The 21628-nt window shown below is 32.1% G+C and carries 21 protein-coding genes; 16 read left to right on the top strand and 5 right to left on the bottom strand.

The window, feature by feature from the left end:
* The first annotated feature begins 121 nt into the window (after positions 1-121).
* The 4 genes from Q0W26_RS05305 to Q0W26_RS05290 all read left to right on the top strand — a co-directional run bounded on the left by Q0W26_RS05305 (position 122) and on the right by Q0W26_RS05290 (position 2830).
* Positions 122-631 carry a hypothetical protein gene (locus Q0W26_RS05305; RefSeq protein ID WP_298523191.1) on the top strand — a complete coding sequence of 170 codons (510 nt, stop codon included), beginning with the start codon at positions 122-124 and terminating at the stop codon, positions 629-631.
* Positions 632-753: 122 nt separating this feature from the next.
* Positions 754-1587 carry a zinc-ribbon domain-containing protein gene (locus Q0W26_RS05300; RefSeq protein ID WP_298523189.1) on the top strand — a complete coding sequence of 278 codons (834 nt, stop codon included), beginning with the start codon at positions 754-756 and terminating at the stop codon, positions 1585-1587.
* A gap of 11 nt (positions 1588-1598) precedes the next feature.
* Positions 1599-2069, top strand: a complete 471-nt coding sequence (locus tag Q0W26_RS05295) for a hypothetical protein (protein ID WP_298523186.1) — start codon at positions 1599-1601, stop codon at positions 2067-2069.
* A 194-nt stretch (positions 2070-2263) separates the two neighbouring features.
* Entirely contained in the window at positions 2264-2830 is a 567-nt protein-coding gene (locus tag Q0W26_RS05290) for a hypothetical protein (RefSeq protein ID WP_298523184.1), read from the top strand.
* Positions 2831-2897: 67 nt separating this feature from the next.
* Here the strand turns inward: Q0W26_RS05290 and Q0W26_RS05285 are convergent, their stop codons facing one another.
* Positions 2898-3548 carry a hypothetical protein gene (locus tag Q0W26_RS05285; RefSeq protein ID WP_298523182.1) on the bottom strand — a complete coding sequence of 217 codons (651 nt, stop codon included), beginning with the start codon at positions 3546-3548 and terminating at the stop codon, positions 2898-2900.
* 89 nt (positions 3549-3637) lie between these two features.
* On the opposite strand from Q0W26_RS05285, the gene Q0W26_RS05280 reads away from it, so the two are divergent.
* Genes Q0W26_RS05280 through Q0W26_RS05270 form a run of 3 tightly spaced genes read left to right on the top strand, consistent with a single transcriptional unit; the run spans position 3638 to position 6115 of the window.
* The gene (locus Q0W26_RS05280; protein WP_298523180.1) at positions 3638-4462 is read left to right on the top strand and encodes an ion transporter; all 825 of its coding nucleotides are present in this window, start codon (positions 3638-3640) and stop codon (positions 4460-4462) included.
* A gap of 4 nt (positions 4463-4466) precedes the next feature.
* Complete coding sequence (locus Q0W26_RS05275; protein ID WP_298523178.1) at positions 4467-5120, top strand: zinc-ribbon domain-containing protein; 654 nt, start codon at positions 4467-4469, stop codon at positions 5118-5120.
* A gap of 14 nt (positions 5121-5134) precedes the next feature.
* Positions 5135-6115, top strand: coding sequence for a zinc ribbon domain-containing protein (locus Q0W26_RS05270; protein WP_298523177.1), 981 nt, complete (start codon positions 5135-5137; stop codon positions 6113-6115).
* Positions 6116-6189: 74 nt separating this feature from the next.
* Here the strand turns inward: Q0W26_RS05270 and Q0W26_RS05265 are convergent, their stop codons facing one another.
* Complete coding sequence (locus tag Q0W26_RS05265) at positions 6190-6408, bottom strand: hypothetical protein (protein WP_298523175.1); 219 nt, start codon at positions 6406-6408, stop codon at positions 6190-6192.
* 207 nt (positions 6409-6615) lie between these two features.
* Here Q0W26_RS05265 and Q0W26_RS05260 point away from each other — a divergent pair, with 207 nt between their 5' ends.
* Genes Q0W26_RS05260 through Q0W26_RS05250 form a run of 3 tightly spaced genes read left to right on the top strand, consistent with a single transcriptional unit; the run spans position 6616 to position 9016 of the window.
* Entirely contained in the window at positions 6616-7308 is a 693-nt protein-coding gene (locus tag Q0W26_RS05260) for an endonuclease/exonuclease/phosphatase family protein (protein ID WP_298523173.1), read from the top strand.
* A gap of 12 nt (positions 7309-7320) precedes the next feature.
* Positions 7321-8010 (top strand): zinc ribbon domain-containing protein, encoded by a 690-nt coding sequence (locus Q0W26_RS05255; RefSeq protein ID WP_298523171.1) that lies wholly within the window; start codon positions 7321-7323, stop codon positions 8008-8010.
* A gap of 25 nt (positions 8011-8035) precedes the next feature.
* The gene (locus tag Q0W26_RS05250) at positions 8036-9016 is read left to right on the top strand and encodes an HIRAN domain-containing protein (protein ID WP_298523169.1); all 981 of its coding nucleotides are present in this window, start codon (positions 8036-8038) and stop codon (positions 9014-9016) included.
* A 471-nt stretch (positions 9017-9487) separates the two neighbouring features.
* On the opposite strand, the gene Q0W26_RS05245 is transcribed toward Q0W26_RS05250, so the two are convergent.
* Positions 9488-10747, bottom strand: coding sequence for a lipopolysaccharide assembly protein LapB (locus tag Q0W26_RS05245; protein ID WP_298523167.1), 1260 nt, complete (start codon positions 10745-10747; stop codon positions 9488-9490).
* A gap of 272 nt (positions 10748-11019) precedes the next feature.
* Here Q0W26_RS05245 and Q0W26_RS05240 point away from each other — a divergent pair, with 272 nt between their 5' ends.
* The gene (locus Q0W26_RS05240) at positions 11020-12456 is read left to right on the top strand and encodes a gamma-glutamylcyclotransferase (protein WP_298523165.1); all 1437 of its coding nucleotides are present in this window, start codon (positions 11020-11022) and stop codon (positions 12454-12456) included.
* Positions 12457-12495: 39 nt separating this feature from the next.
* Here Q0W26_RS05240 and Q0W26_RS05235 read toward each other — a convergent pair whose 3' ends face one another.
* A complete protein-coding gene (locus Q0W26_RS05235; RefSeq protein WP_298523164.1) occupies positions 12496-14517 on the bottom strand; it encodes a DNA/RNA helicase domain-containing protein in 2022 nt (673 codons plus the stop codon).
* Positions 14518-14605: 88 nt separating this feature from the next.
* Between Q0W26_RS05235 and Q0W26_RS05230 the strand changes: the two genes are divergently transcribed.
* Positions 14606-16456: a DNA/RNA helicase domain-containing protein gene (locus Q0W26_RS05230; protein WP_298523163.1), complete on the top strand. Its 1851-nt coding sequence runs from the start codon at positions 14606-14608 to the stop codon at positions 16454-16456.
* A 180-nt stretch (positions 16457-16636) separates the two neighbouring features.
* On the opposite strand, the gene cas6 is transcribed toward Q0W26_RS05230, so the two are convergent.
* Positions 16637-17362 carry a CRISPR-associated endoribonuclease Cas6 gene (gene cas6 / locus Q0W26_RS05225; RefSeq protein WP_298523162.1) on the bottom strand — a complete coding sequence of 242 codons (726 nt, stop codon included), beginning with the start codon at positions 17360-17362 and terminating at the stop codon, positions 16637-16639.
* Positions 17363-17482: 120 nt separating this feature from the next.
* On the opposite strand from cas6, the gene Q0W26_RS05220 reads away from it, so the two are divergent.
* The 4 genes from Q0W26_RS05220 to Q0W26_RS05205 form a co-directional block, all read left to right on the top strand.
* Entirely contained in the window at positions 17483-19087 is a 1605-nt protein-coding gene (locus Q0W26_RS05220; protein ID WP_298523159.1) for a hypothetical protein, read from the top strand.
* Positions 19088-19103: 16 nt separating this feature from the next.
* Entirely contained in the window at positions 19104-20147 is a 1044-nt protein-coding gene (locus Q0W26_RS05215) for a hypothetical protein (protein ID WP_298523157.1), read from the top strand.
* Positions 20134-21066 (top strand): CRISPR-associated protein Cas5, encoded by a 933-nt coding sequence (cas5, locus tag Q0W26_RS05210; protein WP_298523155.1) that lies wholly within the window; start codon positions 20134-20136, stop codon positions 21064-21066. The genes Q0W26_RS05215 and cas5 overlap by 14 nt, the downstream gene beginning before the upstream one ends.
* A partial coding sequence (locus Q0W26_RS05205; RefSeq protein ID WP_298523153.1) for a CRISPR-associated endonuclease Cas3'' occupies positions 21063-21628 on the top strand: 566 nt, incomplete at its 3' end. The genes cas5 and Q0W26_RS05205, both read left to right, overlap by 4 nt.

Raw genomic sequence — 21628 nt, 5'->3', positions numbered from 1 at the left:
ATATTAAGAATTGCAGAACTTGCATATAAAGTTGTGCATATTTTGTTATAATGTCTCCGAGAAAAATAGTAAAATATATTTTTTATTTAAATTAAAAAAATTCATATTGGAGGTTAAAATCATGAAAAGAATTTTAGTAATATTTTCAGTATTGCTTGCGCTTTGCGTCTGCGTAAGTGCAGTAAATGCAGATGACAGCTGGAGCTTTAACTTGTCTTCCAGTGAAAGCAGCAATTCCGACGGCGGAGCTATCAGTCTTGAAAACAATAAGTTGACCATGCAGGGACTTAAATTCACAATTCCTGACGGATATAAAGAAAATGAAAGCGCACAAAAAGTTGGCGAACCTGCCAACGACATAGGAGGTGCAAAATACTCATGTTGCGGATTCTTGAACGGCGATAAGGAGTTATTCGTTAAAGTATTCTACTTTGATGACGCAAACACAGTATTCACCGGTGTTGACGATTCCCTTGAAGGTACCCACAACGAAACCATTTCACAAATCCAGGGAAGAGCATTTGACGACAAATACGGAGACGGCACTCCAACATTCCAATATGTCAAAGACGGCAAATTGGTTGAAATCAACGCACCTGACCAAGAAACTATCGCTGCTGTAATCAAATAGAAGGTTTTCACTCTTCTATAACCATCATCTTTTACTTTTTAAATTAGATTTATATTCTTTTGCAGTTTTTTAACTGCTTTTTATCACAATTTATAAATATTTTATAAGTTAGATTATCATATATGTTTTGCGAAAATTGTGGTGCCGAAATCCCAGAAGGGGCAACATTTTGCTCAAGCTGTGGAAGTAAGGTAGAAAATAAGATTGTAAAATCAGCAAAAAGCGAAAAAAACATGATTCTTGCATTGCTGATTTCGTTTATCCTGACTGGTTTGGGAATAGCCTATGCGGGAAATATGAAAAAGGGAATTGTACTTTTTGTTGTTGGTTTGATATTTAACTTTTTAGGTCTTGGAATACCAATATGCTCTGTCATTGGAATAATAATCTGGGTATACGGTTTGTATGAAACATATAATGAAGTTAAACGTGCAAATGGTGATGCAAATCCAAACCTTTTGGAAGACTGGAAAGGATTTGATTCAAACAAAAAAATTGGAACAGGAATTGTAGCAGCAGTAATCCTGTTGATTGCAATTGTTGGGATATTTGGAGCATTCACTCCTCATGATACCAGTTCATATCATAGCTCATCTTCAAGTCTGGACACATCCAGTCCAAGTTTAAATACATCAACCCAGAGTGTAAGCAATTCAGGTTCCTCTTCAAGTTCCTCTAGTTCATCTAGTTCTTCAGGAAATAGCTATTCTTCAACTTCATCAAATGGGGACAGTTTTACTTCTTCTTCAGATGGCAGAAACGTAGAATCTCACTATGAAGGGGAATATGGATCCAGTGATACTCATGGAACCATATATGATGATGGAAGCATAGAAGCCCATGAAACTGGACATACTGAATATGGGGACTATCAGATTGATTCATATATGGACAGTAACGGTAATCTTCATGGTACTGTTGAAATGGGTGGCGAAACTTATTATGTAGATTATTAAAAGTGATTTTCATGGAAAGAAATAATATAATAATTGGAGTTTTAATTGTCATCATTATTGGAATTGTTATTGCAGGGGCTTTATTTTTCACTGCAAACAATAATCATACCAATGCAAATGTAACCAATTCTACCAATTCCACAAACTCTTCTTCACTTAATTCTACAAATACAACACTTTTGAATAGTACTCAGGAATCTGAAAGTTCATCTTATTCATCTAGTTCTGAAAGTGGCCCTGAATACGGTTCGGACGATTACGTTAAAAAATGGGACCAGTCTCAGCAGGGTGATGGTACTTGGGCATATATGCATGACCAACCGGTAAAGACTGAAGATGGCCATCAATATAAAAGAATGTATGATGAAGGCAGTGGTGAAAGCTATTGGTATCAGATGGATCAAAATTATGATGATTCAAGCTATTCACAACCTGTAGACGCTTCTTCTGATTATCAAAATGATAATCCAGGATCAGATTAATATTATTTTAATCTGATTTTTTTTTTAATTTTGGGAATATTTTTTAAATCAATATATAAAAAAGCATTTATTTTTTTCATGTTATACTAATGTCTTATGTTTAAATAAGTTTATTTATTAACATTTTGTTACTAAGTTAAGTATATTAATGTAATCATTTAAAATATTATTATATAAAATATTGAGGTTTTAATATGGAATATAAAAATCTTTTAAAAATACTAATAATCATGACTGTCGTCGTGATTGGAATGAGCTGTGTTAGTGCAGGTCTATTTGATAGTGGAAGTGCACTGAAAGGGGACGGTCATTATAAAGTAGGTACTGATATTCCCGCAGGTGAGTACTACGTAAAATGTAATTCATATAATTTGTATGTAGAAGTTTCATCTGATTCATCAGGGGATTTAAACAGCATCATTTATAATTTAAACACTGCCGGTGGAGAATATATTACTGTAGAAGACGGTGAATATTTGAAAATCAGCGGCGGAGAGTTATATGAATTAGATAAAGCACCAGACAGAGGACCTGAAAACGGATATTATAAGGAAGGCATGTACAAAGTAGGATCTGATATTCCTGCAGGGGAATATAATGTTGAGGCAACAAAAGGCTTAGCATATATTGAAGTAGCTTCCAACAGCAGACATCAAATAGAAGATATTGTCACAAACGATAATTTTGAGAATAATAAATTCATCACTTTGGAAAATGGTCAATATCTCACCTTAAGCAATGGTGCTCAAATAAAAGCTTAATTTAAGCTTTTATTATTTTTTTTTAATTGTTAAACAGATAAAAAAGATAAAAAATAGATTTGATTCATTAAGGATGGCAATGCCCGCAAGGGGAATATCCACTGTTTATTGCTTCATCACGGCTTGAGAAATAGACTTTATTCGAATCTTTCATCTTATTTACATCACCGCAACCTGATGAATGGAACTTATGTGAATTTGAGTTTCCGATGTAGCTTCCATATGAATCGCTGCCTGAGGAATATGAGCTTGAGCTGTAGCTGCTGTAGGCATCACTATAGCTGGATGATGTTGAGCTTGACCCGAAGTCTCCTGAACCGAATGTCTGCAGTCCAGTGCTCGGTGAGAGGTAGAATGTTTCTGTATCGAGCAGTTTACTGTTTGAGTCATACAAGTTCACTTCAGCCTTGTCCGGGAATAAGGAATAAGCATCAGCGCTTGAAACATCAATGTAACCTTGGCTGTCAACAGTTATCGGAACCATATTCCCATTGTTTAGAAGGGATCCGTCACGTGAATAATAGATTTGGACGATTGCAGCGTCGCCGGCGTATTTTGAAGTGACATAGATTGTAGCATAGGTCTTGTCCTCCAATTCGCTGCCGGTTGAAAAGCTGGCACCCTTGATTTCCATTGAAGCTGAAACAGCACTGACTGTTGTCAGCACGATTAATATTAAAAGGATTATTATTGAAGCTCTTTTTAAATTAAGTTTCATGATTATATCTATGGATTTATGCATTTAAAAATCTTTAGTAAATTTTATTATTAATTAGTATCTAAATTATAATCAAATAAGGTGAAATCTTGAATATTTTTGGAAGAGAAGTTAATAAACGTTATGCAATATGGGTTGCTTTGCATGTTCTAATCGTAATCGATATTGTCCTGATTTCCGTAGCCATGTTATTTGAGCTTCCGAAAGATATTGCACTTTCAATTCAAATATTCGATTTCATTGTATGTATTATCCTTCTTATTGAATGGAGCATTACTTTTTATATTTCCAAACCCAAATCAGTATTCCTGAAGCAGAGAAGCAATTGGATAGATTTGATTGCATCAATTCCATTTGATGTGCTGCTTCCGGCAATCATCCCCCAAGTCAGTCTTTTAAGATATTTGAGACTTTTAAAACTGTTGCGTGTAGTTGCATTGTTCAACAGATTTTTCCACGGCTTAAACAAATTCCTCCAAAAGTCAAATCTGGATAAGATTTTGGGAGGAGTCGTGTTTACAGTGATATTCTTTACATTGCTGCTGTATCTCTTTGGTCCAAGCTACGGTTTGTTTGACGACTTTTATTTTGTAATCGTGACATTGACCACAGTCGGATATGGGGATGTGACTCCAACCACATACAATGAAAAGTTAATAACAATAATTCTGATTATTGTTGGGATATTTATATTCTCAACCATTACTGCAGCAATCTCATCATATTTAACTGACCGTTTATTGAACGAGGAGGAAAACGGCATTGAAAGCATTATCGAGGAAAATGTTAAACCGATAAATGAGGATCTGTCTAATATCAAGAAAGAACTTGAAGCAACTCACAGGCAGAATGAAGAGTTGAAGCAGGAGATTGTTGAACTTAAAGAACTAATAAAAAAGAATCAGGATGAGTGATTATATGGGATTAAGAAAAACACCGCAAAAAGAGGCAAGGGAAATTGAAAAGAAAAAGCATGAAATCTTAAAAAAGGGCAAATATCCTGTTTCAATACCTTACAAAAGCAGCGGTGTCGGAGATATTGTCATTGGGTCAGCGGTACTTGGAAAAACAGGAGCATTATTGGGAGCTCTGAATGAGGGCAACACTTCATGGGCACCGACAGAATTATTGTTTTATGATGACAGAATCAGCGTTAAGTCAACAGGTTCTGTATTACTGTATGATGATATAAAGAGGGTTTATTTGGGGGAGAAGGGATTTGTTTATACAATAGTGACCTTAGTTACCAAATCCGGAAAAAGCTTAATATATAGAATTGCATCATCATATGCCGAAGCATCCAAATCCATTATTGAGGACCATATTGTTGAAGATGATAATAATGAATCAGACATTCTTCTTAAATATGCTGAGTTATATGAAAAGGGACTGCTCACTAAAGAGGAATTTGAAATTAAAAAAGCCGAATTGTTCAGTGAAAAAAAGGAATCTTCAAAATCCGATCTGGCTGATGACACTCAGGAAGCACAACCCAATTTCTGCGGAGATTGTGGAGCTCCTGTTCAAAAGGGAAGTAAATTCTGTTCAAATTGCGGTGCAAAATTAATTTAATTGAGGTGTTTTATATGGTGATTTGTCCATGCTGCGGTGAAATAGTGACAGGCGGTGATCCGTACTGTCCGAATTGCGGAACCATATTCACATATGAAGACGAAAGCGACGAATATGAAGATGAATACGAATATGAACCTCTGACTCCATTGGATGTGATTAAAACTAAAGAGGAATTATGCATGTCTTCTTTAAAACAGGCAAGAAATGCACATTATGACAGTGATAAAATAGAATATTATAAAAAGGCTCTGAAGCGGGCTGAAGACTACATCAGCTACAGAAAGGTCCATGGATTAGATACATGGATTACTTCTGCAGCGGACTTTTTTACCCAATTAGACATTAATTTAATCTCCAGAATCCATTACGACAGCCAAATTCACTATTTCCTTTCTCCTTCATATGACTTGATTAGGGACTGCGAAGAGATTCTTGAAAGAACAGGAAACGAGAGTATCGTTTCAAAAAACAACCAGCTCGTTGAGAAAAGAAAACGCGAAATTGAAATTGAAAACAAAAAAAGCAGGATTAAAAAATTGAGAGAGGATTACTTCAAGCATCTGAAATGGGCTCAGGGAAATATGGAAAAAAATAAGTTCACAAATGCATTCAATGAGTATAAAAAAGCATTCGAATGTTATGATTCATATTTTAAGCAGGAATACGATCTTGATGAGGACCATGACCTGATGCCTGATAAACGTTTGAGCCAAGCTATTGTCGATGACCTTTTGGTGATATATAAAAATACCCATCCCCTTTTGACATCCAAAAATCGCGATTTGAAGGTCAACTCCGAGATAGTTGAAATTTTAGATGGAAAATGTGATGATGACCTTTCCCGAATGGCAGGTGAAGCTCGTGAGATTAAAAGACAAAGGGAACTTGAAATGGAGAAAAACAAGGCTGAATGGGTAGACGGCACTGCCGTTGTCATTGCGGGAGCCCGTGTATTGGGTGAAGAGATATTCAAGATGCTTAAAAATAAGTAATTTAAATTAAATATTGATTTTAGAGTCATATACAAATTTGAAAAAAAATAAAAAAAGCTTATTGAATCAATAAGCTAGAATAATGATGGGGCAAGTCCTGCCATCACAAGGATTATTCCTATTACCCACACAGCTACAGCAACGATAATCATATATTTTCCATGCTTAAAGTAAAAAGGATTTTCTTTTTGTGTGAAGTAGAGTATTGCACCGACAATTATTCCAAGTATCGGGGAAAAGATTGCGAGGATGTATCCTACAATTGCAATGATAATCTCTTTTGTTTCTGCCATATTGTCACCTCCATTTAGATTATAAAGCAGTAAACTAACTATATTTATGTATTACTTTATTTTTATACTTGTTGGTGGATTGATTTAAGGAATTATTATGCCTTACCTTTATTTTATGGTGCATTAACTTCAAACCAATTATTTTAAAAACTATCATTCATTAAAAATGTTAAAAAATATATTAGTCACATTATATATACTAAATATATGAAAATTGTTAGTTGGAACTGTAATGGTAAATTCAGTGATGTATTCAAAGAGATTATAAAGGAAAATGCTGATATTTATGTCATTCAGGAATGTGAAGACCCTTCAAAATCTAAAGTTGAGGAATATAAGGAATTTGCATCCAATTATCATTGGGTTGGGGAGAATATTCATAAAGGATTAGGCATTTTTGCTAGTGATGATATAAAACTGGACTTGGTTGATTTGGATGATGGCGGTCTTAGATATTTCATTCCAGTTAGAGTAAACGATAGTCTTAACCTTTTAGGGATTTGGACAAATCCGAATGTTAAATATAAAGTCGCTGAATATCCCAATGAGATTACTAGGTATTATGAACTGCATAAGGGTAGCGGATTTTTCAATGAAGACTTAATCATGTGTGGAGATTTTAATTGTGATGCCAGATTGAAAAGTACTCATGCTAAAAATGTTTATAGAATGATTGAGAAAATGTCTGAAATCGGTCTTGTAGATACTTATCATTATTTGAAAGAAGAAAAGCAAGGTGAAGAGTCTCAGGCAACATTTTTCATGTACAGGCATTTGGATAAGCCATACCATTTAGATCATGTTTTTGCATCAGAAGGAAGGATTAATGAATTTGAAATTGGTGATGAAGTTAAATGGACACAGTTAAGTGACCATTTGCCAATAATCTTTAAAATATAGGAGGGAATAATAATGCCGACATGTCCGAACTGCGGAGAGATTGTAATGAACGGGGATCCGTACTGTCCCCATTGCGGAACAACCTTCAGGTGGGTTGAAGAAGAATATGAAATGAGATATTCAAGAGGCGCCAGAAGGCCAATTGAAGTAAGGCTTCTCGACATTTCGATACAGGCCTTTTACCGAAATCTTGAAAAGCTGCAGGAGCCTAACCATATCACTGCAGGGATAAGGAACAGCATTGACATTTCGAAAGTTAGGGACGCGAAGGTCAATATAGTCCAGCCCTATCCTGGGGGGGACATCGACATATCCATTATAAGAAAGAATAAGTACTTTTCAACAACCGACAGCATTGTCTATGACTATTCATCAAACGAAATAGGAAGATACGGCTTTCGCAGCAGTTTCAACGGTTTGAATGATGCGGAATGGTTCCGCTCAGCGGTTCGAAAGAAGGAATCCATTACAGGTCGCAAGTTTCATGAATGCGCTGGGGGATACGATGCTCATTGGGAGACTGATAGGGCAAACATCCTTGAGCTGAGGCCGGGATGCAAGGTCGTAGCCCACTTTATCAAGGATGAGTACAGCACAATAGGATATGAGGTCGACTTTAAAGACCACAGGCTGAAGGATGAGCCAAAAAGGTATGACAGGATATCTGCCGGTGATTTGATTATGGATTATGACTGGGATTGATTGAAATTATGGAGTGGTGATGAATATGGGAATCTGTCCGAACTGCGGAAGCTGGATTGATGAGGGAGACATCTGCGGATGCTGCGGAGGAAGTGGAGGCTATGATTATGGCCAAAATGATGATGATTCATTTCATGTTAGAAATGAATCTGACCAAAAGATAAACAGGGTCAGATACATAATCAACAGCGAAATGTCATACGATAATGCAAATTTGCACCAAGCAATGGTTATTCTCAACCAAACCAACGATGAAATAGATAACTGTCTAAGAAAGAGCAATGTAAGTGAAGAATTCAGCTTAAAACGTTTAAAAATTGAAATTGACGATTTAAAAGAAAAAATCAGAATAAAAATTGACCGCAATGATAAAAGTAAACGCAACAAAGGGCATGCCCGAAAGAAATTTATCAAAATCAGGGCATCCAATATTGAGTTTGGCGACCACTTGCCTATTTTTAAATTGGTTAGGCGAGATGAAGGTCACATTGCAGTATATCTAGACAATAATGAAATAGGCTTTGTTTCGAATGATTTGAAACCTGGCAAGTCCTCGCTTGAGTCTAATGCCAGCGAACTTACATATCTTCCAGAGATATCCTATGCCCAACCTTTGTTTTATAAAAATTGTCCGGATAATCACGATTTCCCCAGATTGGTTTCAGCGGAATTGCTTGATGATTCACAAGCAAAGGAACTGTTCGAATTACACAGTTATCCAAAGGAAAAACTGATTACAATAGCTGAAACAGAATTTTTTAACCATCGAAGATTAAGAAAAGGCATGAAATTAAAGCTTGTCAAGGAACCGGACAACATACATGATAAGGATGCCATTGCAGTTTATCTCGATAACAGTAAAATAGGTTATGTTGCAAACAGTCAAAAAACAAGTTGCTCATTTACTTCAATGGCTTCAGATCTCAAAGATATTCCCCAAGTCAGTTATGCCAAATATCTGCAGTTTTATAATGGGACTCGGCATATTGCAGTAAGAAGAAAATGAGCCGGGATGCGATGGAAGAAGAAATTGAAAAGGTTAATATTTCCAGGATATATTTACAACAGATTTAATCGCCGCAAAATTTGGCTTATGACATCAAGCAAGAAAAAAGAGACTATAGAATCTGTTTATGCATTGCCGATGTTGACTTGATTGACTTAAGTTGATTTGAATCAGTAATTTGGGGTAATAAAAAATCAATTGGCTAGTATTGTTTGTGATTATTTAATTATTAATTAGCGGTGAAAATAGGGGAATCTGTCCGAACTGCGGAAGCTGGATTGATGGGGGAGACATTTGTGGATGAAGCGGTGGCTATGAGCTGAAAATGATGAAGAGGGCTCTGATGATATAATTACAGTCGTTTTATAAAAAAGGACGAATATTCAAAAAAAGGCAGGGGACTGTCATATGGATTTTAAAGAGGAAGATGCGCTACAAAGGGGCTTTGAAATGTTAGGACAATATTCATCATTAACAACAATAATAACCGCAGGGGTACAATGATTCGTTGGGAGGGATATCTCCTATCACTTCATCAAAGCTCATTTTAAATGAGGGATTGTAAAACATAAGCCTTTCATAATATTTTCGGGCCCGATCCAGTTGATTTTCAAAAGCAAATTCCCTAATCAGCACAATATAGTATTCCACGGTATTGGGCTTTAGCTTAAGTATCTGTTCAAAGTCACTCACGTACGCTTCAAAATCGCTTATCGCATAATCGATCCATGCCTTCAGATTCCACAATTCTGCGGATTTTGAATTTATTTTCAATCCCTTTTCAATGCTTTTTACGGACTTTTCAATGTCTCCCAAAAAGAATTGGGCATTCGATAAGGTCTCATATGCTTTGATGTTTTTGTCATTGATTTCCAAAAGGGTTTCGCAGTAGCTGATTGCATGATGAAACTTATGGAGCTCGCCGTATGCTTCGGCGATTTTTTCAAGGGCTCTCTCGTTTTTCGGATCAGTATACAAAATCTCATTTAGGATATGAATTGATTTTTCATATTCCCTGCTTTTGAAAAGGAAATCTGAAATTTCAAACAGCGTTTCGATGCCCCCATCAATCTCATATGCCTTGTAGAGATACCTGACAGCTTTTGTTTGCTTGTCAAGCTTTTCATAGGCTTTGCTTATCAGCTTATATGATTTGACGGTTTTGAGGCTTTTCAATTCATCTATGGCATCTTGGTATCTTTTGAGATTGAACAGCACAAGCCCTCTTTTGTATCTGCATTTTTCAACCATTTTCAATTCGTTCAGGTACTCCAGAGACTTTTCGTACTGTTCTAGATTGAAATGATAATCGATCAAATCGATTTTTATCGAAATGTTGTCTGGATTGATTTCTAGAAGCCTTTCGCCGCATGCTAAAGCATTTTGCCAGTCAGAGCATTTCTCATGTGAAAGCATCAGATATGTAAGGATGGTTTCATTTTCGTTTTCCTTCAGGAATTTTTTGAAGTGCATGATTGCATTTTGATAATCTTCTTTTTTGTAGTGGTTGAGTCCAATATAGGCATCAGACCTGATGTCACTGCTCTTTTTTAGGTATTCTATTGATTCATCATAGTCTTCGTTGAAAAATAGAGCCTTTCCAAGTTCGAAAAATGCTTCGCTTGAGGGTTCTACTTCAATATATTCCCTTAAAAACTTGATTGAGTCCGCATATGGATCTTCGCTGAACTCATTATATCCTTTTAATATTTCGGTGATTTCGGTTGTCATGATGGTAATTTATCCTAATCGTATATTAACTTTATGATGGAATTGTAAAGAGGTCTCATTAGTAGAAAATAGGATTATCAGTTAGGGGATTTCTTGAAATAATTGGCGATTGAATCAGTGATGTTAACATTTTTTCTTAAATAACCGAAAAGTATATATACTGGTAAAGTACAATATTTAATGTTCTAAGAACAAAACACCATATAGTTTTTAGAATAAGCTTAAATTATAATATAGCTTTTTTTATTAATAAACTTTAGGAGACCATTACCATGAACAGATTAATTCTTAAAAGACAAAAAACCAATGAACCTAGACTTGATGAACTTTTTGAAATCATTTCCGATTTGAGGGATTTCCTTTCAGAAGATCCAAACATAAATGACATCGATTGGAACAGGAACCTTAACGCGGTTCTTGATTTCCAGGACTCAGACGGAAGCTTCAAGCTTTTTGATTCCTATAATATTCCAAGCGATGCCAGGGTCGACTTCTGCCACATCCCAACATACATCTGCACAGCAATCCTCATCAAGGCATACCTTGCATACCCTCAGGATTTCACCCTAAGGGAAAAGTCCGCACTTTCACGTGGACTTGAGGCTTCATGTGCAAGAAACCTCAGAGGACACGGCTATGAAGGCTTCAAAGGCCAAATTGAAGCTTTAAATATTTTCATAAGCGCAGGGCTCAGAGAATTTCTCGACATTCATCCGGACTTATGCCCACAATTCAGCGAGCTTATTGGAAATATCATCACCCATTTCAGGGAACTGGAATCCAAAAAGGATTTTCTTGGCTCATGGGGTGAAAGCTATGAGGAAGAAATCAGAGAAATAAATGAATACTTTTCCCATAGGAACGTTTTCGTTTACGGGACGCTCCTGAAGGGCGAGGCCAATCACAGCTACCTTGAAAACAGCACTCTTCTGGGCACTGCTTTCATTGAAGGCTATGACCTCTACGATGTTGGATGGTATCCTGCAATCGTACCTGGTGATGGTTTGATTATCGGCGAGCTATACAATGTTCCGGAATCAGACATTCCTGCCATTGACAGGCTCGAAGGGGAAGGCAGCCTCTACCGTAAACAATGCGAAAGGGTTATTCTCAACGGAAAAACCATTTTTGCATTCATTTACGTTTACCTTGGGGATGTCTCAAGCCTTAGGAGAATACCAACATGGAACAGGGACTATGTATGGTATGTTTCCTACGGAAGCAACACTCTCAAGGAAAGATTCCTCTGCTACATAAAAGGAGGATCTTTTGAAGGAAGCAGATATCATCCGTCTTGCGGTGATGACAGCCTGCCTCTTGCAGTCAAAGCGGTTGATATACCATTTGACATGTATTTCGGAAACGTTTCCGGTTCATGGAACGGAAGCGGTGTCTCATTCCTAGATGTCACCAAGCCTGGAAAGGCGCTCGGAGTGGCATATCTCATAACCAGGGAACAGTTTGAACATGTTTCCAGAGAGGAAAATAGCGGACGCGCTCCTGAACCGGGATATGGATGGTATGAGGATATCATCGACCTGGAACCTATAAACGGCATCGAAGCAAAAACAATTACCAATAAAATTCTTCGCCGTTATAATAAGCCGTTTCCGGAATATCTTAATACCCTGCGCAAGGGGATAAAAGAAAACTGGTCTAATCTTTCAGATGAAGACATTGAGGATTATCTTAAAAATTGCATAAGATAATTTTATTATCATCCATTTTTTTATAAAATTTAATAATTTTTATTTTATATTTTCATTATTTTCTAAAGACAATACTTTTATTCCAATACTTTTTAAATATTCATATGTTCCATCATAGTATTCTTTTTTCCTAGTTTGGTCTTCCTCATCTCCTTCAGGTACAAATATTACCATTCCTCTGCGTGCTCGAGTTAATAAGACTCTATATGTATTTAATAAATAGTTTTGAGCATTTTCTTGCTTTATTTGTTCCCATTTTGAGCCTTTAAATTTATGATATCTAAAATCTCCATTAATATATCGTAAATTAGCATCCCAACACATTATTGAGTAATCAATTTCTAAACCTTGAATATCAAACTGTGTAGCAGGGATTTCTAAATAATTTGAACTTCTTATGTCGGTTGGCTCATTTAAAAACCAATTGGCAATATGTTTGTATTTGTCACGGTCATGGCATTTAAGTGCTTTAACAAAGATTCCTTCGGGTATTAATCGTAAAGCATTGGAATGTGCTAATAATCCAGTCCTAATTAAAGATGGATTGTCATATTCTGTTATTTGTTGTTTTATCCATTTTTTTGCGTCTTTAAGATTTCGTGTAATGTATAATGCATATTCTTCGTTAACTTCTTTTAATTTTTCTTTTTCATTTTTTTTATCATTTTTTAGCAAATCTTCAATGAAATTTGGAAGGTTAGGAGCATCTAATGATCTTATTGTAGTATATAAATTTAAATATTCTTTGTCAATTATCGTTAGATTGTCGTATTTCTTAGTTTGATTCAAATGTTCTTTTGCTGCATATACATTCCAATGAGGATATGTTTTTTCTAAAGATTCAAACCATTCATTAATTCCTGCTTCTCCCGTATTGATTTCTTGCCCTTGTCCAACTAAGCAGATTATTACCGCCCAATCTTCTCTACGGTCCATAATACTTATTAAAAATTCTGGTTCAGACATTCCCAAATATTTCTCACTTTCTCTTTCTTTCATGAATTTTTCTGTTCGCTTTTGTGTCCAGGCTCTTTGAGCTTCATCGAAAATTACAATTTGCTCATGTTGCACTCTTTCGTCATTAATTGCATCCTTCCTAAATTCATGTAGTTTTTGAATAAAAGATTTAACTTTTGTTTTAGCATCATCTATAGCATTATGTTTAGATATTTTATTTCTTTTATAATTCTCTTCATTTCTGTCGTAATGGTCTCTAGCTAATGCTTCCCATAATACTTCTACTAAAGAGTCATTTCCTGATAGAAGAACTGCATTTTCATCATTATTAATAGTTCTTTTAGTAGCTGTATTCAACCCAATCAATGTTTTACCTGCTCCCGGAACTCCAGTTATGAAAATAATTGATTTTTTATTTAATTTTTTCGAATCATCAATTATATCGTCAATTGTCTGCTCTGTTTCGTTTAAAAACAATTCTTCTGAAGAGAATTTACTTATGTCTGTTTCATGGTTTGAATATATGGTTCTAGCAGCATCTAAAATTGTTGGTGTTGGTTTATATTTTGAATTGGACCAGTTACTTAAATCTTGTTCGTTTTTAAAGTCATTAATTATGGGAGTTATAATTTCTGATAAATTATGTTTATTTGCCTTAATTATATCAAAAATATTTTCATTATTTTTTCTGATTGTGTTTTGATAGTTTTCTGCTTCTGTAGCAATTAATATTGGAATTATAAGTTTATCTTCACTTTCATTATGAAAATTCTTTAAAAGTTTTACGTAACGTTTTAATTGGGGAATATGGGGGTTATATTTATCTTCACCAACTTTAAATTCTATAACAAATATTAAACCATTTATTAAAAGCACATTATCAATATAAGACCCCATTCTAGGAATATCATATTCAAATAGTATATTTCCTTCACTAAAACATGTTAATTGTTCTTTTAAGATATTTATTTGAGAAATCCACGCATTCTTTTGTTGTTTTTTTGTTGCTTGAAATTTAGAGTTACGGTCAATTTCTCCAAATATTGCATCTGTTGATTCATCTAAAAATTCCCTAATTGACTTTTCATAACCAGACCTTACCATATTAACACCAATTTTAAAGATAATTAAATAATAGTTTAAACATAATTCTTTATAATTATTTTTAATTTATTTAAGTTGGGAATGAAAAATGGAATCTAGTGAAATAAGAACTTGGAAATCACAAAAAATTGAACGTTGTTGTTATGCTGATTTAATAGCTAATTTTAGTAATGTAAAAGAAGAAGAATTCATTAATCAACTTCAAACAGTTTTTTTAGAAAGTTATTCACTTGATTTAAGTGATGAACAGGTCCATGCTTGGAGAGATGCATTTAGAGTAATGCAAGCAATAAACTTAAATTCTAATATAAATATCATTTTTGAGTATGTGTTACCTTATGAATCTGGAAGAAGACCAGATATTATTTTACTGTCTAAAGAGGATGTTATAGTTCTTGAATTTAAAATGAAAAACAAAATTAAACAAGAAGATATTGATCAAGTTGCTGCATATGCAAGAGATTTAAGAGAATATCATTATGAATCAAGAGACAAAAATGTTATTCCAATCCTTGTTTTAACAGGAACTAATAATTTAGATAAAAAAATAGATAATGTTCAATGCGTATCTGATGACATGCTTCAAAGAGTACTTGATAGAATATATTCTGGTGGAGTAAATATATGCGATATTAAAAAATGGGTTTCTTCAAAATATGAACCATTACCTACAATTGTTGACGCAGCAAGACGAATTATGGATGAAAAAGAACTTCCAAATCTACGCAGAGTTAATAGTGCATGTATTCCACAAACACTAGAAAATTTAAAATATTTAACTTCTTATGCAAGAGACAATAAAAAACATGTAATTGCTTTTGTCACTGGAGTTCCGGGGGCAGGTAAAACTTATTTAGGACTTCAATATGTTTATGATGTAAATGATGTTAATTCAATTTATTTATCTGGAAATGGGCCATTAGTAGAAGTTTTAACTGATGCTTTAAAAAGTGATGTATTTGCAAAAGAAATCCGTAACATTGTTGATGAATTCTGTAGCACTGGTGCTTTAGATTTCAATAAAAATGTCATAGTTTTTGATGAAGGTCAAAGAGCATGGGATGATAAAAGAATGCTAAAGAAAGGCATTAATTATTCTGAAGCAGAGATTATGGTTAAATTATGTGAAGAACGTCTGGAATGGTGTGTTTTATTGATATTAATTGGTGAAGGTCAAGAAATTCATACTGGTGAAAATTCAGGTTTAATATTATGGAATAATTCAATCAATAAAGGAAATAAAAATTGGGATGTTGCATGCCCTCCAAAATTAACAGCAATTTTTAAAGATCAGTTTTTAATAAATACTATTGATAATGAATCTTTTGATTTAACTGTTTCTCTACGTTCACACTTATCCGGTAATGTAAGTAGATTTATAAATTATCTTATTGATGGAGATATTGAAAATGCAGCAGATCTTTCAAAAAGTATTTTAGCTGAAGGATATGATATGTACTGCACAAGAGAACTTGAAGCTGCAAAATCATATTGTGAAAATAGATACAAAAATGAACCAAATAAAAAGTATGGTCTTATAGCATCATCAAAAGCAAGAGGACTATTTAAATATGAAATAAATAATGCTCCAGATATTACTCGAAAAATTGATAATGGTAAGTGGTTTAATGCACCATCAACAGATTCAAAATCCTGTTGTGCGCTAAAAGATACAGTTACAGAATTCAATATACAAGGTCTTGAACTAGACATGCCCATTATTGTATGGGGTATTGACATGCTTTGGAATGGCAAGGAATGGTTGAAATTTAAACCTCATCAAGATAAGAACAGTGATGCAAATACATACAGAAGAAATAGTTATAGAGTTTTATTAACACGAGGAAGGGATGGTTTTATTATTTTTGTACCTCCCAAACCTAAAAAACTAGATTTAGTTTATGATTTATTAATTAATGTTGGAATTAAAGAATTATAACGTTTGAATCATGAGTTTAGACTTTTATAAAAAATATAATTAAATAAATTTTTTTTATGTTGTTTTTTTTAAGACTATGTATGTTTGAAATTATTCCATTATAATTATTAAAACAATATTGTCAAATACTTGAAATTAACGAGTATGAAATGATTAAAAAAGTACTTTATAAAAAAAATATTAATAATGTTCAATATATTTAATCATGCCAAAACCCATTGAATTCTTTTCTCCAAGACCGACATCATATGCAAATTCAATCAGGTCAATGTCCCCTTCAAGAATAATGTCCATCATATATGCCCTGTGATAAGTTGTGTTTGGGCCTTTCGGTATGGTGATTCTTTTTCTTTTGACATTGGCCATTTCAGAATAAGCTTTAATTTTTTTATTAGTACTTTTCAAATTGTTGAATACACAATATTTTTTAATTAAATTATTTTCAATTCCTTCAAAGAATTTATCTGATGGAGCGAGGTCAATTCTTTTGTTTTCATCATTGACGTCTCTAATGTTAATCGGGGAGATGGTTTTAAATTCAGATTTTTCTTTAAAATCAGGAGTTCTTAATGCTTCAATATTTTCAACAATCAGTTTTTCATTTTGGAATCTGACTTCTAAATCTTCTACAAATCCACTTACAAGATTTTTTATAAAAAAGTCATTAGGTGAAGACAAATAAAAACTAATTTTTCCGTTTCTTGAAATGATTCCATCTGATGTTATTTTTCTATTTTGAATGTTTAATTGGGAAAAATTAAAGAATTTAAATGAATTTGAAGTGTGCAATTCCTCTGCAAGGTTTAAATCAACAATTTTATTATAAATTATTGAAGATACAATATGGTTGTAATTGAAAGGCACTTTGATATTCTTTTTTCCTTGGAGGTTTATTTTCAGTCTCATGTTATCATTTTTTAAATTAATTTATACACAATTTAAATATAAAATTTTATATAGTATATTATTTAAATATTCTATTAATTAAATATTATTTTTTTTTTAAATTTTGAAAGGTGATATTTAATGAATGAAATAAAATTCAATATAACAAATAATGCTTGGAATAATAATGGTTTGGTTAGATTAATAATCGAATTAAAAAAAAATTTTTTTAATGATGTTTTAATTAATGAATATGATGATTGTGTAATTTTATTTTCGAATACCGATAAAGATATTAGTTTCTATTTGAATGCTGTAATAAATTATCTGGCTATTTATGGAACTTATAACTTTTCACAAATATTTAAAATTATTAACTATAATTTAAATTTGACAAATAAATTTGTTCCAAACAAAGAATATCCAAATGAAAAAACTGATTTTAAAAAAACTAAAGATATTACTAAAGATTATCGTGATGAATTAAAAGAAAAAGGTATAAAAACTGTTGTCAAATCTAAAGAACAAATTTGGAAACAAAGAATGAGTTATATTAATAGTTCAGATAAATATTTAAGTCATGGATTAAAATTTGAATCAACTTCTGATTTTAAAAAAATGATTGAAAATGAATTTAAAAACAAAACATGTCCAAATTGTGGCTCTATATCTAAATATCAAATTAATATTTTACAATCAATCAATCCTTTAATTAATGAGCATCATAATAATGAAAATGAGGGGTTTAGTACAAATTTTAGAAAAAATCCTCAATTTTGTCCAAACTGTTTATATTTATCCTGGTTATCTGTTTTTGATAAATACATACCTTTTTATAAAAGTGGGGATGTTTTTTTAGCATTACCTAACATTGAAAATTTGAATATTTTAGAAAAAATTGCAACAAATCTATCATTAGATAGTCAATATATTAATTTTTCTGATCCAAATGTCATGAATTATAATTCAAATATTAAAAATTTTAATAATAATTCAAAGTATGCTGCTCTTTTAAGTTTATTACATAATATTCAAAATAACTTTTCCAAGGATGTTGATGATGATGTGTTTCAGATGTTTACAGAAACTGAACTAATGGATATTGTAGATTGGATTTTTATAACAAAAGATTCTTTTTCGATTAATAGAATTCAAGCAAATAGAAATGTTTATAAAATATTAATAGCTCAAAAGGACACTAAAGGTAATGATATTTATTTAGTAAACGATTTTTTAAATAAAATTAATTTCGGAAGATTCATGTCTCATCAAATAGATAAATTTTTTAAATCGTTTCTAGAATTAGATTATAATAATATTGCGCTTTCACTTTTTGAGATGCTAAAATCTGAAATAAGTTTTTTTGGTGGATATTATCCAATTTTTTTATTTAAAGAAATTTTTTTAAACCAAATTATGGGGGAAATTTTAATGTTAGATAGGAATTTTAAAGAAGCATGCAGAAGTATTGCTTCAAATATTGGTAAATCATTTTATAAAGATGTGGGATTATTAAGCAAGTTTGCATATGCAACAGATAAACAAAGTTTTAATCAGTATATTGAAGAGGCATTCTTTTTAATGGCAAAAAAATCTGCATTAAGTGATGTTGAATTTTATTCTAATGGAAAAGAATTAGAAGTTTTTTTCGATGAATTTGAAAATGAAGACTTTGCAGAAGTAAAAAGTTACTTTGTTTCTTTTATGAGTTCTTCTGCATTATATGAGAAACAAAATCAAAATTAAGATGGAGATGAATAATATGGAATATAAAAGTATTGAGGTATCTTGGATTTTTGAAACTGATTTAACAAATATGAATGCAGGTGAAGGCAGCACAAATTTAAAAGAAATTAAATCTTATAATAATGGTTTACCATATATTTCAGGTCAATCAATGAGACACGCTCTCAGATCTTCAATTAAAAGAGAATATAAAGATGAATTTAAGTGCACTCCAGAATTTCCTTGTGGGGATATTGAAAATTGTTGGACTTGTGATTTGTTTGGTTATTTATTGCCTAGTTCAGGTGATAAACGTTGGAGCCCTATTAAAGCTTCACCCGCTTTAGGACAAATTAGATATCCTATTACTAATGATTTAATTTTTAGGATGGTTGAAGATATTAAATGTCCTAATTGTAATAAAAAATTTTATCCTTTAGAAGGAAGAGAAAACAAAAGTGTTAAAATTAAAAAAGATGAAACTGACTTAACTTGTCCTCATTGTGGTAAAAAATCTAAAGCTCCTTATGATATTCGTCAAGCCATAGCATATAAACAATTAATCAAAAATATTTATAAATCAAATATTTCAATTGATTTGGACAATATAGGTTTAGAAGAAGTTCCAAAAATTAGCAATGGAAAATTAGCTGGTGTAGAAAATATAGCTTCCATTGCTACAGAAGAAAAAATAAAAAGAATAATAGCTATTTTAAATGGTATATACAATTTATCAGATTTTGCAAACCAATCTCGTGAAATGGTAAATGCTAGTCCTGATTTAGTTATTATAGGTTTACAGAAATATTATAATCATAGGTTAGCTTCAACATTAAAATTAGATGAAGATGGAAATATAAATACTGAACAATTTAATTCAGTAGTAAATGATGCATTGAATTTAGAAGGGACAAAAATTTATGTAGGATATATTAAAGGAGTTATTAAAAATGAAAAGGATTTTATTGATTCTTTGAAAAATTTAAATAACCATGATGAGTTCATATTGTGTGAAGGTCCAAGGAAAGCTTTTGATAGTGCAATTGCTAGTTTAACTGGTGATAGTGATGGAAGCTCTTAGATTTGATTTAGAAATCCCTTTTTGGTGTTCATTTGGTGATTATAGTAGTTTAAATATTAAATTATCATATCCTTGTCCTTCTTTAACGACATTATTTGGTTTAATTCAAAATGCTTTAGGTTTTGAAGCTTTGCATAACATCCCTAATAAGAGTTTACAAAATAAACTTAAAAAACAATACACAGAATATTTTAATAATTTAAAATTTTCAATTATTATCTGTAATTCTGGTGAATTGATTGAAGATTATGTCAATATTCATAAGGGCAGTCGTGAAAAAGATAAACTTGAAGATGCTTTAAAAAAAAAATTAGATGGCTTAATTACAAACCATCCTAATGAAGAGGATATTAAAGAGATAATGAAATATATCAAAAAGTATTCTTTTTATAATTTTTTATTAGATGATGATAATCAGGAGTATAATGAGATTTATTACAAAGTGGTCAATTATGAAGAAAGTTTAATAAATGTAATTATCGGATATTGGGAGGGGTTCTCTAATCCTAATAATTTATATGATATAAATAAAATTTGGTTAAGTACCCAGATTAATAGGCAAAGATTAATAGAGCCGAAATATTCTATCTACATTTTATCTGATGATGAAGGTGAATTTTCTTTAAACAATATAAAGAATGCCCTAGAAAATCCTAAAAGGCCATTATATCTTGGTGAAAGTGATGATGTTGTAAATATTTTAAATATTTCATTGGTAAATATTGAAAAAACTAATTCGGCACGGATTTCATCCATTATTCCCGGTTTATATTCTAATTCCGATTTAATTAAACTTCCTACTAATTTAAAATTTAACACTCAAAAAGAAATTTATACATTATGTTCTGTTCCTAAAGGGGAACTGGATACTATAATTGAATGTTATGAATATGATGGTGAGAGGTTTGTCTTTTTATGAACAATGAAGTTTTTGCAAAATCTAATGGAATTTCTTTAAAAACACATTCATTGGATACATTAAAAATAATGAATATTATTATCAAAGCAAATTTAAAATTATTAAATAATCGATTAAATTTGTTGGGGATTAATTCAGAGGAGTTTATTTCTAATTTAAGAATTTGTGCTTTATTTCATGATTTCGGTAAATCTTCAAATCTTTGGCAATCAAAAAATCAAATGTTAATGAGTGGAAATAAAATAAAATTGCCCCCTCATGCTGTGTATTCGGGATTTTTTTTCATGCCTAAAAGTACCATGGATTTTATTTCATTATTGACTATTATTTCACATCATTCTTTATTGACTGAAAATTCATTTCAAAATATAAATTATAACATGGCATTTAATGAAAATTATTTAAAAGATATTCTTCAAGAAAATGAACTAATATATGCTAAATTTCCATCTTTAAATACTTATTTTCGTGAATTAAATAAATTTAAAGATAAAACTCCAAACTCAAAAGATTTATATAATAACCAAATTAATTTATTATTTAAAACAAAATATTGTTTATC

The sequence above is a fragment of the uncultured Methanobrevibacter sp. genome (assembly GCF_947169325.1).
Classification (GTDB): domain Archaea; phylum Methanobacteriota; class Methanobacteria; order Methanobacteriales; family Methanobacteriaceae; genus Methanocatella.
The sequence above is the reverse complement of the archived record's forward strand: the minus strand, read 5'-3'. Positions and strand labels throughout refer to the sequence as shown.

Excerpts from the sequence above, each read along its gene's own strand:
- Q0W26_RS05305 (WP_298523191.1), top strand. The coding sequence starts at position 122 with ATGAAAAGAATTTTAGTAATATTTTCAGTATTGCTTGCGCTTTGCGTC.
- Q0W26_RS05300 (WP_298523189.1), top strand. The coding sequence starts at position 754 with ATGTTTTGCGAAAATTGTGGTGCCGAAATCCCAGAAGGGGCAACATTT.
- Q0W26_RS05295 (WP_298523186.1), top strand. The coding sequence starts at position 1,599 with ATGGAAAGAAATAATATAATAATTGGAGTTTTAATTGTCATCATTATT.
- Q0W26_RS05290 (WP_298523184.1), top strand. The coding sequence starts at position 2,264 with ATGGAATATAAAAATCTTTTAAAAATACTAATAATCATGACTGTCGTC.
- Q0W26_RS05285 (WP_298523182.1), bottom strand. The coding sequence starts at position 3,548 with ATGAAACTTAATTTAAAAAGAGCTTCAATAATAATCCTTTTAATATTA.
- Q0W26_RS05275 (WP_298523178.1), top strand. The coding sequence starts at position 4,467 with ATGGGATTAAGAAAAACACCGCAAAAAGAGGCAAGGGAAATTGAAAAG.
- Q0W26_RS05270 (WP_298523177.1), top strand. The coding sequence starts at position 5,135 with ATGGTGATTTGTCCATGCTGCGGTGAAATAGTGACAGGCGGTGATCCG.
- Q0W26_RS05265 (WP_298523175.1), bottom strand. The coding sequence starts at position 6,408 with ATGGCAGAAACAAAAGAGATTATCATTGCAATTGTAGGATACATCCTC.
- Q0W26_RS05260 (WP_298523173.1), top strand. The coding sequence starts at position 6,616 with ATGAAAATTGTTAGTTGGAACTGTAATGGTAAATTCAGTGATGTATTC.
- Q0W26_RS05255 (WP_298523171.1), top strand. The coding sequence starts at position 7,321 with ATGCCGACATGTCCGAACTGCGGAGAGATTGTAATGAACGGGGATCCG.
- Q0W26_RS05250 (WP_298523169.1), top strand. The coding sequence starts at position 8,036 with ATGGGAATCTGTCCGAACTGCGGAAGCTGGATTGATGAGGGAGACATC.
- Q0W26_RS05245 (WP_298523167.1), bottom strand. The coding sequence starts at position 10,747 with ATGACAACCGAAATCACCGAAATATTAAAAGGATATAATGAGTTCAGC.
- Q0W26_RS05240 (WP_298523165.1), top strand. The coding sequence starts at position 11,020 with ATGAACAGATTAATTCTTAAAAGACAAAAAACCAATGAACCTAGACTT.
- Q0W26_RS05235 (WP_298523164.1), bottom strand. The coding sequence starts at position 14,517 with ATGGTAAGGTCTGGTTATGAAAAGTCAATTAGGGAATTTTTAGATGAA.
- Q0W26_RS05230 (WP_298523163.1), top strand. The coding sequence starts at position 14,606 with ATGGAATCTAGTGAAATAAGAACTTGGAAATCACAAAAAATTGAACGT.
- cas6 (WP_298523162.1), bottom strand. The coding sequence starts at position 17,362 with ATGAGACTGAAAATAAACCTCCAAGGAAAAAAGAATATCAAAGTGCCT.
- Q0W26_RS05220 (WP_298523159.1), top strand. The coding sequence starts at position 17,483 with ATGAATGAAATAAAATTCAATATAACAAATAATGCTTGGAATAATAAT.
- Q0W26_RS05215 (WP_298523157.1), top strand. The coding sequence starts at position 19,104 with ATGGAATATAAAAGTATTGAGGTATCTTGGATTTTTGAAACTGATTTA.
- cas5 (WP_298523155.1), top strand. The coding sequence starts at position 20,134 with ATGGAAGCTCTTAGATTTGATTTAGAAATCCCTTTTTGGTGTTCATTT.